This is a genomic window from Microvirga arvi (assembly GCF_016892765.1).
Taxonomy (GTDB): domain Bacteria; phylum Pseudomonadota; class Alphaproteobacteria; order Rhizobiales; family Beijerinckiaceae; genus Microvirga; species Microvirga arvi.
Genome location: NZ_JAFEMD010000021.1, coordinates 94,612 through 106,251, shown reverse-complemented (window position 1 = coordinate 106,251; position 11,640 = coordinate 94,612). Strand labels below are relative to the sequence as shown.

Genomic DNA, 11,640 nt, shown 5'->3' with positions numbered 1-11,640 from the left:
AAGCGGGGTCACCACCAAGATGGCCCGCACCCATGCGCGGGCGCCGCGCGGGCAGCGCGCCTATGGCTCCATTCCCCTTGGCTCGTGGCAGCGCCTGACGGTGTTAGGAGCACTCGCCTGTGAGGGCTTGGTCGCCACGATGAGCATCGAGGCGTCCACCTCCACGCCGGTGCTGCTGGCCTATCTCGAACAGGTGCTGGTGCCCAAGCTCCAGCAGGTGAAGCCGGATGCAATCCTGGTCATGGACAACCTGCGCCCGCATCACGCCACACAAGTGCGGGAGCTGCTCGCCCGAGCCGGGATCGGACTGCTGTACCTGCCGCGCTACTCGCCCGAGTTCAATCCGATCGAGCCCGCCTGGGGCAAGATGAAAGAGCGGCTCAAGGCGAAAGCGCCACGTACTCTCGAAGCCTTGGAGGCAGAACTCAAACCAGCCCTCGACACCATCACCGCAAAGGATGCCCGAGGCTGGATCAGGCACGCCGGCTATGCCCTACAGTGAGCCCAAAAGCGCTCTAATCCCGGCACTGTTCTCGATGGCGGTGTAGCCGAACCGACAACAGGCGAGCAGATCGAAGCCGGTGTGAAATATGACCTGCCGGGGCTGAATGCGTCGCTCCGGGCCGCCGGCTTCGATCTCCGTCAGGACAACGCCGTCATCTATCAGGTCGTCGATGCCACGAACCGGCAGGTCCAGCTCGACCTCCGCTCGCGGGGCTTCGAGCTGGAAGGTGTCGCTTCACTGGCCCAAGGACTCAGTGTCCAGGCTTCCTACTCCTATACCGATGCGCGCATCCTGAAGCTGACCCCTGAAACGGAGGGCAACCGGCTGACGAGCGTGCCCTACCACATGGCTTCGCTCTGGCTCGATTATACGGTTCAGGACGGGCCGGCGCGGGGACTAGGGATTGGCGGTGGCGTTCGCTATGTCGGCTCAAGCTTCGGCGACAATCTCAACCGCTCTGTGATCGAGAACGATCCCCGCAGCTATCTCGACGCGTCGCTCCGCTACGATCTTGACAACATCGATCCAAGCCTCAAGGGCCTGCAGCTTCAGGTCAATGCAAACAACCTGCTCGACGAGGACGGTCAGGTCTGCACCTCCAACTACTGCTACTTCGACGAGGGCCGAGAGGTCCTTGCGAGCCTCCGTTACAGGTGGTGACCGAAGTGGCAGTTTATGAGCATCTCATGCGCCGCCTCGATTCACCCGTCGCGATCGTCCTGACAATTGGCGGGTTGTATGTGGGGCAGAGCATCATCGGGGGAGTGACGTTCAGCGCTCTCCCGAGCGTTCTGCGCGAGCGGGGGATATCGCTCGATCATATCGGCCTGACCTATCTGGCAGTCGTGCCCTGGGTTCTGAAGTTCCTGTGGGCACCGGCCCTCGAACGCTATCGGCTGCCGCGAATCGGTCCGAGCCGTTCACGCTCGATCGTCCTCGTCGGCGGCCTGATCTCTGCTGCGGGGCTGGTTCTGGCTGGCATTGTCGGCCCGGTGAACGTCTGGCCGATCATGGCCACCTTCATGATGATCGCCTTTACTGCATCGACGGTCGACATTGCCTGCGACGGCCATGCGGTGGAGAGCCTCTCCCAGCAGCATCATGGCTGGGGCAATGCCGCGCAGGTGGGCGGAGCCTATCTCGGGGCGGCCATTGGATCCGGGCTCTTCCTCGTGCTTGTCGCGCAGGTCGATTGGATGGGAGCGATGCTCGTGATGGCTGTGCTCCTCGGCCTGCTCGGACTGCCCTTTCTGTTGTCGCCTGCCTCGAAACCGGAGGCAATGCGTACGCATCAGCCCTCCCTGCGTGAGGCTCTCGGTCGCCTTGAGATGCGCAAGGGCTTTGCCCTTGCGGCCCTGTATGCAGCAACACAGAAATGGGGGCTTGTCATGCTCGGACCCTTCCTTGTCGATGCCGGTCTCGACCTCGCTTCGCTTGGAGTGATCAACGGGCTGGGAGGGATGATTCTCGGCGTTGCCTGCGCGCTCCTGGGAGGGGCCTGTGTCAGGTTCTGGGGTGCGCGTCCGGATGCGCTCAGTGAGGGCCGCAGTCTTTTGGAGACCCGGCTTGGCGGAAACGGTCGGCCGAATCCCATGTTCGATCTGGTGCGTTACCTGCCGCAAGGCGAGCATACTGTCCGTCAGCGGAAGCTCTGCTGCCTCCGCTATCTTCTGCCTGACGTCGAATGCTGCGGCAGCCTGTGTCCCTCTCCGCCTGCAAAAGGCTTGAAGACCGAATTCGATGGTCAGGCTGACTTGGACGGTGGAATGACCGCCCTATGATGCCGGCGGCCCGACAGTTCTGAGAGTCGGGTGCAGATCCATCTTTCAGATAACCAAGAGGAAGTCGCTGTTTTAATTTTTCCTTAGAAGGTTAATTTGTAAAAGCCCCGCTTCATTCCGGGGGCATAACGCTGTGATTACTAGGAAACTTGCCTTAACTGTCGGAGGGCGCTTCTATGTTGCAATCGCTCTCTCCTTCGTCGCGCTGATTGGACTCGCGCTGTTCGGCTCGAACGCCATTTCGAACCTTCTCCGTGAGCGCAAATTCGAGGAGCTGAAACATCTCACGGAGAGCGCCTACGCAATCGTAGCCGATTTTCACACGAGGGCGCAGCGCGGAGAGATGAGTGAGCCCGACGCAAAGGCGCGGGCAGCGGATGCTCTCCGGGCCATTCGCTATGCAGGATCGGAATACGTCTTCATCCACGGCTATGACGCCGTCACCGTGATGCACCCGATCAATCCTGCCATGCAGGGCAAGGATCAATCGGGCCTCAAGGATGTCTCCGGCCGCTCCATCGTGATCGAGCTGGTGAAGGTCGCCAAGTCCGGCGGCGGCTTCTTCGAATACGATTGGCCCAAGAAGCCGGGTGATGCCGAGCAGTACCCGAAGGTGGCCTATGCCGCTGGCTTCCACGCCTGGAGCTGGGCCATTGGAACGGGGGTCTTCGTCGATCATCTGGATGCGCTCGTTGCAAAGGAGCGCAATGCATTTCTCATGTTCGCCGGGCTCGCGACTCTTGGATTGGCTGTCGCAGGCTTCTTCCTGGGCAGAGGCGTCTCCATTGCCGTCAAAAAGCTGTCCGCAGCGATGAGCAACCTTGCGGCAGGCGACCTGCGGACAAGCATTGAAGGCACCATTCGCCGGGATGAGATCGGAGCCATGGCGCGGACCGTGCAGGTGTTCAAGGAAGCGCTGATCGCAAAACAGGAGGCTGATGCAACCGCTGCGCAGGAGGCCGACGCCAAGGCCCGCCGCGCCGAGGCCCTCGATCATCTCACGAAGCAGTTCGAGGCCAATGTGTCGGCTCTGACGCAGGGGCTTTCGTCCGCCGCCTCACAGATGGAGATGACAGCGCAGTCGATGACATCCATTGCCGACGAGACGACGTCTCAATCCGTCACCGTAGCCTCTGCGGCCGAGCAGACATCGGCCAACGTGCAGACCGTCGCGGCCGCGACCGAGGAACTATCCATCTCCATCCGAGAGATTACAAGCCAGGTGGCCGCCTCGTCCCAGATCGCAGACCGGGCTGTGGGGGATGCGCAGCGCACGAATGCGACGGTTCAGGACCTCGCCGCCTCGGCCGACAAGATCGGCAATGTTGTCGCCCTGATCAACACCATCGCGGGCCAGACGAATCTGCTGGCGCTGAACGCTACGATCGAGGCTGCCCGTGCCGGCGAGGCGGGCAAGGGCTTTGCCGTTGTCGCTTCGGAAGTGAAGGAACTGGCGAACCAGACCTCCCGTGCCACCGAAGAGATTTCGCTCCAGGTTCATTCCGTCCAGCAGGCAACCCAGCAGGCCGTTGCTGCCATCCAGAGCATCGCTCAGACAATCACGGAGATGTCGCAGATCTCGGTCTCCATCGCGGCAGCCATGGAAGAGCAGGGCGCCGCAACCTCGGAGATCGCGCGGAATGTTCAGGAGGCCGCCCGCGGCACCGAGCTGGTCACGGGCAATATCGTGAATGTCCGGCAGGGTGCTGGAGAAACAGGGGCAGCCGCGTCCCAGGTGCTCGGATCGGCCCAGGAGCTTGCCCGCCACTCGACCAACCTTGGTCGCGAGGTCAATGCCTTCTTGGCTGGAGTGAAAGCGGCTTAGGCCGAAATTTCGTTGTAATATTCAATGTGCGGCGTCGATCTAATCGGCGCCGCACATCTCAAAGAATAGCCAGAATCTGAGGGTCTGCGGCAGCCAGGGCCAAGGTGATGTCGGCACCTTCGTCAACGCCAGCATGAACGTGTCGGAGACGGACAAGGAGATCCGCATCACGGCGGAACTGCCCGGCGTCAGCGAGCAGGACATCGATGTCAGTCTCGATGACGACGTGCTCACCATCCGGGGCGAGAAGAAATTCGAGCGCAAGAACGAGCAGGAGAACTTTCACTTCGTCGAGCGCTCCTACGGCACCTTCCAGCGCTCGCTGCGGCTGCCCTATGCCGTCGCCTCAGAGCAGGTCCAGGCCAGCTTCGAGAATGGCGCCCTGACCGTGACCGTGCCGAAGACCGGACGGCAGGAGCGCTCCCGACGCATCCAGGTTCAAGAGCGGGGCGCAAGCGGTCAAGGCGCTGCTGGCGGAAAGGGAGGACGGCAGGCAAACGATATGTCGGGCCAACCCGACGACACGAAATCCGGCTGAAGGTTGGCCCGCGCGATCGGGGATGCCGCGCCCATGAAGCAAAGCCAGTGATCGGCCATCCCCGGCCGGCGGCCCGACAGGCCGCGGATGGGAGTCCCAGCGCTAAAGGTGCTATGATCAACGAGGACCAGACTTGGGAGAGATGATCATGCCCAAGATGAAAGTAGCCGTCTTCGTCGAGCCCGGCCGCATCGTCCTCGACGAGAAGCCGATCCCGGATATCGGTCCGCTCGATGCGCTCATCCGCATCACCACCACCACGATCTGCGGCACGGACGTCCACATCCTCAAGGGCGAATATCCGGTAGCCCGAGGGCTGACCATCGGCCATGAGCCTGTCGGCGTGATCGAGAAGCTCGGCTCGGCCGTGCAGGGCTACCGGGAAGGCCAAAGGGTCATCGCCGGCGCGATCACGCCGAGCGGGCAAAGCGAGGCTTGCCTGTGCGGCTGCCATTCCCAGGATGGGGCCGGCACCAAGCACGGGTGGAAGCCGCTGGGCGGCTGGCGCTTCGGCAACACCATCGACGGATGCCAGGCCGAGTACGTGCGGGTGCCCGACGCCATGGCCAACCTCGCTCCGGTACCGGACGGGCTCACCGACGAGCAGGTGCTGATGTGCCCCGACATCATGTCGACGGGCTTTTCCGGCGCGGAGAGCGGCCGGATCCGCATTGGCGACATCGTGGCTGTGTTTGCGCAAGGACCGATCGGGCTGTGCGCCACGGCCGGCGCCCGGCTGATGGGTGCGACCACGATCATCGCGGTCGAGAGTGTGCCGGAGCGCATGGAGATGGCGCGCCGGATGGGTGCGGACCATGTGGTCGATTTCACCAAGGTCGACCCGGTGGAAGAAGTCAGGCGTCTCACCGACGGACGGGGCGTCGACGTTTCCATCGAGGCGCTTGGAAGGCAGGAGACCTTCGAGGCGTCGCTGCGGGTGCTCCGCCCCGGCGGCACGCTGTCGTCGCTCGGAGTCTATTCGGGCGATCTCAGGATCCCGCTCGACGGCTTCCTGGCAGGCCTGGGCGACCACACCATCCGGACGACTCTCTGCCCCGGCGGCAAGGAGCGCATGCGACGGCTCATGGCTGCCATCGCGTCGGGGCGCGTCGACACGCGTCCTCTTGTGACGCATCGCTTCAAGCTCGATCAGATCGAGGAGGCTTACGACCTCTTCGCCCACCAGCGTGACGGCGTGCTGAAGGTGGCGGTCACCCCATAGGGTTGGGGAGATGTCAAAGCTTCCGATCAGGCCTGCATCACGTAGGTGCCAGGTGCATCGCACAGGGCAGGATAGCCATGTGCGGGTGCGCCCAATGCAGGTGGATCCGTAAGCTCTCCGGAATGTAAGGCGAGCCAGCGCGCCCATTCCGGCCACCAGGAACCCTCGAAGCGAGGTGCGATCCTGGTCCATGTGTCGGGATCCAGAAACTGGCCCGTAGCGGATCTTGTCAGTATCTGGAAGCTCCCCTTCGCGTTGTCCGGTCCGGCCACGATGCCGGCGTTGTGGCCGCTCGTCGTGAGAAGGAATGTCACGTCGGTATCGGCGAGCAGATGGATCTTGAACGTGGAGCGCCAGGGCGCCACGTGATCGCTCTTGGTGCCGACAGCAAAGATCGGCGCCCGGATGTCGCTGATGGCGATGGGACGGCCGTCGACCTGAAAACGTCCTTCGGCGAGGTCGTTGTCCAGGAAAAGCTGCCTCAGGTAATCCGCATGCATACGGTATGGCATGCGGGTTGCATCGGCATTCCAGGCCATGAGATCGTTCAGGGGCGTCCTCTCGCCCATGAGGTAGTGCCGCACGAGCCTCGACCAGATCAGGTCGTTCGAGCGCAGCAGCTGGAAAGCCCCGGCCATCTGCCGGGTGTCGAGATAGCCTTGGCTGCGCATCAGGTCTTCAAGGAAGTGGACCTGACTCTCGTTGATGAACAAGGTGAGCTCTCCGGCCTCCCGAAAGTCGGCCTGCGCAGCAAGCAGGGATAGGGTTTCCAGTCGTTTGTCCCCGTCGCGTGCCATCGCGGCGGCGGCAATGGAGAGAAGAGTGCCGCCAAGGCAGTAACCGGCCGCATGAACCTTATGACCAGGAACGACCGCGTCCACGGCATCCAGCGCCGCCATCACGCCAAGCGCTCGGTAATCGTCCATGCCGAGGTCCCGATCTTCCGCGGTCGGGTTCTTCCAGGAGATGATGAACACTGTGAAGCCCTGGTCCGTGAGGTAGCGGACGAGGGAGTTCTGGGGTGAGAGGTCCAGGATGTAGTACTTCATGATCCAGGCGGGCACGATCAGGATCGGCTCCGGGCGAACCTTTGCGGTGGTCGGTGCGTACTGGATCAGCTCGATAAGACGGTTGCGGTAGATCACCTTGCCTGGCGTGACGGCTACATCCCGTCCCACCTGGAAGGCCTCCACGCCTGCGGGAGGCTTCGAGCGGGCAATCCTCTCCCAATCGTCCAGGAAGTTGCGAAAGCCCTGCACGAGGTTCTGGCCACCCGTTTCCAGGATACGCCGCTGCACGACCGGGTTCGTCGCGATGAAATTCGAAGGTGATGCCATATCGAGGATCTGGCGAGAGATGAACTCGACCACAGCCTGATGCTGCTTGGTGACGCCGTCGATCCCGGTTGTCGCGTTGTCCCACCACTGCTGCTGGAGCAGGAAGCCTTGTTGAATGAGATTGAAAGGCCATTTCTGCCAGTCGGCTCCGGCAAAGCGTTTGTCCTGGGGCAGCGGCTCGATGCACGGCTCGCATGTGCCTCCGCCACTGGCGCAGCGTGAGGCAAACTGGGTCAGCCGCGCCCATTTGCGGGCTGCCTTCACCGCGAGTTCAACTTGCTTGCCCGGCGAGATGGCGAGATTGACGGCCCAGTCCATGTAGGCGTCGACGACTGCGGCCGGCGACAGGCCGCCAGTGAGTCGCGCCAGGCTCGCATGGGCGGCATGATCGAGAGCATCCCGGATCCGATGGAGTTCGGCATCATCGGACGGTTGGGACTGAAGGGTGGGCGAAGGCACGGTTCGTTCAGGAAGCCGATCTGGCCTCCGCTGGGGAAGTGGGGCGGCTTGGGCCTTTGGCGCGTGACCGCTTGTAAGTGCACCAGACGTATGGGACGGCATTGCAGCCTCCGGGCTTAACCCCGCATGCCGAGGTCGGTGGATCACTCGACATTATTCCGGGGCGTTCTCAGGCGAATTGCGTCAGATCAAAGCATCCATCCCGATTTCGACCACATGATGATCGATAGTCGCTGCGGCACAACGGCTGTGTCCGGGCACGCAGAGGGAGAGAGCGATGATCAAGGACATCATGGTGCATCTCGATGGAAGCCCCGAAGACGAGATCCGGTTGGAACATGGACAAGCCCTCGCATCGCCCGGGCGGGCTCATCTGATCGGGCTCTTTACCAACCAACTTCCTGACCTCACGGTCGCCATTCCCATGGATGGCGGAGCGGCCGCGATCCAGGTTCTGACCGAGCTCCAGGACCAAGCCCTGAAAGAGGGCGATGCCACGGCCAAGCGGCTGACGGAGCGACTGGCCGGCCTTCAGGTGACGGGCGAGCTGCGCCGATTCGACGAGACGTTCGGTGCGTTGTCCGGGAAGGTCGTGGACCAGGCCCGTTGCGCCGATCTCTTTATTGCCACGCGTCCCTATGGCGGGGCCGAGACAGCGGTCTGGCCGGACCTGGTGGAAGCAGTGCTCTTCGGCAGTGGACGCGCGCTTCTCCTCGTGCCGCCCGGTCGCCACCGGCAGGGGCCGATCCAAACCGTGTTGGTTGCCTGGAACGGCAGCCGCGAGGCGGCGCGCGCCCTCCGCGAGGGGCTGGACTTCGTCGAGCAGGCAGCCCGAGTGGTCGTCCTGGTCGTGGATCCTCCGGCGGATACGAGGTCATATGCGGAGGTGAAGGCCCATGTCGCCCACCATAATGTCGTCGCGGAGGTCGTCACCGCTGACAGCCGGGACCGCGCTGTCGCCGAAGTCATCCTCGAGGAGGCGCGCCGCATTTCCGCGGATCTCGTCATCATGGGAGCCTATGGCCACACCCGCCTGAGGGAGCAGGTGTTTGGCGGCGCGACGCGGGACATGCTCACCGCCTCCGAAAGCCCGATCCTGGTGGCCCATTGAGGCGGACCGTGCCAACCGGAGGCGCACATGGCCGTGGATGCTCAAACCGCGCCGGGCGGCCATGATGCGGACGGCGCGGTGGTCGTAACTACGGGTTTGACGGGCCTCGACGAGGCCGAGGCGCAGCGCCGCCTCGCGCAGCATGGTCCCAACGCGATCACAGGCAAGCGTTCCCGCGGCTTGGTTGACATCGTCCGCGGGATCCTGCGCGAGCCGATGTTCCTGCTTCTGCTGGCCGCGGCCGGGCTCTACCTGGTGCTAGGCGACATTGGAGAGGGCCTGTTCATGACGGCCGGTGCCGTCGTGACGATCGGCCTGGTGGTGCTGCAAGAGGCCAGGAGCGAGCAAGCCCTGGCGGCCCTGCGCGAACTGGCCGAACCCTTCGCCCGGGTGATCCGCGGTGGGACCGAGCGGCGCGTCCCGGCCCGCGACCTCGTGCCGGGCGATCTTGTCTTGGTCGGTGAGGGCGAACGTCTGCCCGCCGATGGTCTCCTGATCGCGGGAGACGCGCTGACGGTCGACGAGTCGACCCTCACCGGCGAGTCGGTTCCGGTGTCCAAACGTCCGGCAGCGGCCGATACGGACCAGGCTGGCGATCCCGAGCCGGGGGGAGACGACACGCCTTACCTGTTCGGCGGGACCCTGAACGTACGCGGGCAGGGCACGGTTCATATCCTGCACACCGGTCCCTCGACGCGGCTGGGGCGCATCGGCGCCTCGCTGGCCGCCATCGAGGATGAGCCGACGCTGCTCCAGAAGACGACCGGCGCGCTCGTCGCCAAACTCGGGATCCTCGCGCTCGCATTCTGCGCCATCGTCGCCGTGGCGTACGGGGTGCTGCGGGACGACTGGATCGGCGGCACATTGTCCGGCATCACGCTGGCCATCGCGCTGCTGCCGGAGGAGTTCCCGATGGTGCTGGCGATCTTCATGGCGCTCGGGGCCTTCCGCCTCGCCCGGCACAAGGTGCTCGTGCGCCGCGCCGCGGTCATCGAGACGCTCGGAGCCGCCACGTTCCTGTGCGTCGACAAGACCGGGACGTTGACCGAGAACCGGATGGTGCTCACCACGGCTTGGCGGGGCGGAGAGGTGCAGGATCTGCGGGGCCATGCCAGGCTTTCCGGCGCTGCCGCCGAGCCGCTCCGGACGGCATTGCTTGCATCCGCCGCCCGCCCGGTCGATCCCATGGACAGGGCTGTCCGCATACTGGGAATGCGGGTTCTCCCTGAATCGGTTTGGGCCGAGACCCCGCTGCGCACCTATCCGCTCCGTCCCGAGTTGCTGGCGTTCATCCAGGTTTGGCTGAACCCCTCGGGTGGCGTTCTGTATGCCGCAAAAGGAGCGCCGGAGGCGATTTTCCGTCTCTGCCGCATGGGCGATGACGAACGGGCCGCGATGGATGCCGTGGTCGCAGGACTGGCGAGCCGCGGCCTGCGGGTTCTGGGCGTGGCATCCGCCCGCGATGAAAGGGACCACGCGCGGGCTCCAGTGGATCTGGCGTTCCGGTTCGAGGGCCTGATCGGGTTTGAGGATGCGGTTCGATCCGATGTTCCCCAGGCCGTCGCCGAGGCGAAACGGGCCGGGATCACGGTTGCGATGATCACGGGCGACTACCCGGCCACGGCCCTGGAGATCGCCCGCCGGGCGGGGATCGACGTGAGCGCCGGCGTGCTCACCGGCAGGGAGGTGGCCGAACTCGATCCGGAAGGGCTGCGTGAACGGGTGCGGCGGATCCGGGTCTTTGCCCGCATCATGCCGGAGCAGAAGCTCGCCCTGGTCGAGGCGTTGAAGGCCAACGGTGAGGTCGTCGCCATGACCGGGGACGGCGTCAACGATGCGCCGGCGCTCGAAGCCGCCCACATCGGCATTGCCATGGGGCAGCGCGGCACCGACGTGGCGCGGGAGGCCGCGGACCTTGTCCTCCTCGACGACCGTTTCGTGTCGATCATCGGCGGCGTGCGCCTCGGGCGGCGCATCTTCACGAACCTGCGCAAGGCGCTCACCTACGTGACGGCAGTTCACGTGCCCATCGCCGGGCTAGCCCTTCTGCCGTTGCTCATGGGCCTGCCGCCGATCCTGTATCCGATGCACGTGATCTTGCTGGAGCTTGTGATTGATCCGGTCTGCTCGCTTGTCTTCGAGGGGGAGCCCAGCGAGCGGCACGCGATGGAGAAGCCGCCGCGGCCTGCTGCCGAGCCGTTGTTCGGCACCTCCCAGATCGCCTTCGGGTTCCTCCAGGGGACTGTCGTTCTCGGGGCGGTCCTCGGCCTTTATGTCTGGGCATTGAATGCCGGCGTTCCCGAGACGCAGGCGCGGGCTGCGGCTTTCGCTGCCCTGGTGCTCGGCAACCTCGTCCTCGCCTTCGCCGACGCGGCAGAGCCGGGCACTTCCTTCTTCGACAGGAGGAGGCTTGCCTTCTGGGGGATTGGAGCTGGGGCCGCCGTCATCGTCACCGCGGTTCTTTACATTCCACAGCTTGCCACCATCCTCCGTCTCTCGCCGCCGACTCTCTCGTGGTTGGCGATCACTCTGCCAATCGCGCTCATGGCTGGCGGCTGGTACGGATTCGCCAAGCGGTTCCGGCTCCCATTGACGCTCGGCACTACGCAGCGGCCAGCGGCATGACACGCATCGCCATCATCCACGGGCATGCCCGCCTTCGTCTTCCGATGGTACTTAGGGGCGCACAGTCTCAAGAGCCTCAAGCGCAGCATCCTGTCACTGGTCGGCATCGGTCCGAGCCGGCATACGCTGATCGGCATGATCGAGGGCATGGGTGACGGCAAACGGGCAGCATGGATCGAGGCCATGCGCCGCCTCGGCAAGAAGGCGAGGTAGCGCTCGAGGAGCCCCGCAGCCATC

9 protein-coding genes and 1 pseudogene are annotated in these 11,640 nt (G+C 64.3%); 9 read left to right on the top strand and 1 reads right to left on the bottom strand.

What is annotated here, in order from left to right; all coding sequences use genetic code 11:
* The 6 genes and pseudogenes from ILT44_RS15105 to ILT44_RS15080 form a co-directional block, all read left to right on the top strand.
* A partial coding sequence (locus ILT44_RS15105) for an IS630 family transposase (protein ID WP_204240427.1) occupies positions 1 to 502 on the top strand: 502 nt, incomplete at its 5' end.
* 60 nt (positions 503 to 562) lie between these two features.
* Positions 563 to 1,165: pseudogene (locus ILT44_RS15100) on the top strand (TonB-dependent receptor domain-containing protein); the annotation flags it as partial.
* 26 nt (positions 1,166 to 1,191) lie between these two features.
* Positions 1,192 to 2,286 carry an MFS transporter gene (locus tag ILT44_RS15095; RefSeq protein ID WP_204240425.1) on the top strand — a complete coding sequence of 365 codons (1,095 nt, stop codon included), beginning with the start codon at positions 1,192 to 1,194 and terminating at the stop codon, positions 2,284 to 2,286.
* A gap of 133 nt (positions 2,287 to 2,419) precedes the next feature.
* Positions 2,420 to 4,111 (top strand): methyl-accepting chemotaxis protein, encoded by a 1,692-nt coding sequence (locus ILT44_RS15090; RefSeq protein WP_204240424.1) that lies wholly within the window; start codon positions 2,420 to 2,422, stop codon positions 4,109 to 4,111.
* A 133-nt stretch (positions 4,112 to 4,244) separates the two neighbouring features.
* The gene (locus tag ILT44_RS15085) at positions 4,245 to 4,649 is read left to right on the top strand and encodes an Hsp20/alpha crystallin family protein (RefSeq protein ID WP_204240423.1); all 405 of its coding nucleotides are present in this window, start codon (positions 4,245 to 4,247) and stop codon (positions 4,647 to 4,649) included.
* A 148-nt stretch (positions 4,650 to 4,797) separates the two neighbouring features.
* Entirely contained in the window at positions 4,798 to 5,871 is a 1,074-nt protein-coding gene (locus ILT44_RS15080; protein WP_204240422.1) for an NAD(P)-dependent alcohol dehydrogenase, read from the top strand.
* A gap of 26 nt (positions 5,872 to 5,897) precedes the next feature.
* On the opposite strand, the gene ILT44_RS15075 is transcribed toward ILT44_RS15080, so the two are convergent.
* Positions 5,898 to 7,769, bottom strand: a complete 1,872-nt coding sequence (locus ILT44_RS15075) for a PHA/PHB synthase family protein (protein ID WP_372441168.1) — start codon at positions 7,767 to 7,769, stop codon at positions 5,898 to 5,900.
* Between the two features lie 175 nt (positions 7,770 to 7,944).
* Between ILT44_RS15075 and ILT44_RS15070 the strand changes: the two genes are divergently transcribed.
* Genes ILT44_RS15070 through ILT44_RS15060 form a run of 3 tightly spaced genes read left to right on the top strand, consistent with a single transcriptional unit; the run spans position 7,945 to position 11,616 of the window.
* On the top strand, positions 7,945 to 8,778 hold the full coding sequence (locus ILT44_RS15070; RefSeq protein WP_204240420.1) for a universal stress protein: 834 nt from the start codon (positions 7,945 to 7,947) through the stop codon (positions 8,776 to 8,778).
* A gap of 27 nt (positions 8,779 to 8,805) precedes the next feature.
* Positions 8,806 to 11,403, top strand: coding sequence for a cation-translocating P-type ATPase (locus ILT44_RS15065; RefSeq protein WP_204240419.1), 2,598 nt, complete (start codon positions 8,806 to 8,808; stop codon positions 11,401 to 11,403).
* A gap of 24 nt (positions 11,404 to 11,427) precedes the next feature.
* The gene (locus ILT44_RS15060; RefSeq protein ID WP_204240418.1) at positions 11,428 to 11,616 is read left to right on the top strand and encodes a hypothetical protein; all 189 of its coding nucleotides are present in this window, start codon (positions 11,428 to 11,430) and stop codon (positions 11,614 to 11,616) included.
* Positions 11,617 to 11,640 lie beyond the last annotated feature (24 nt).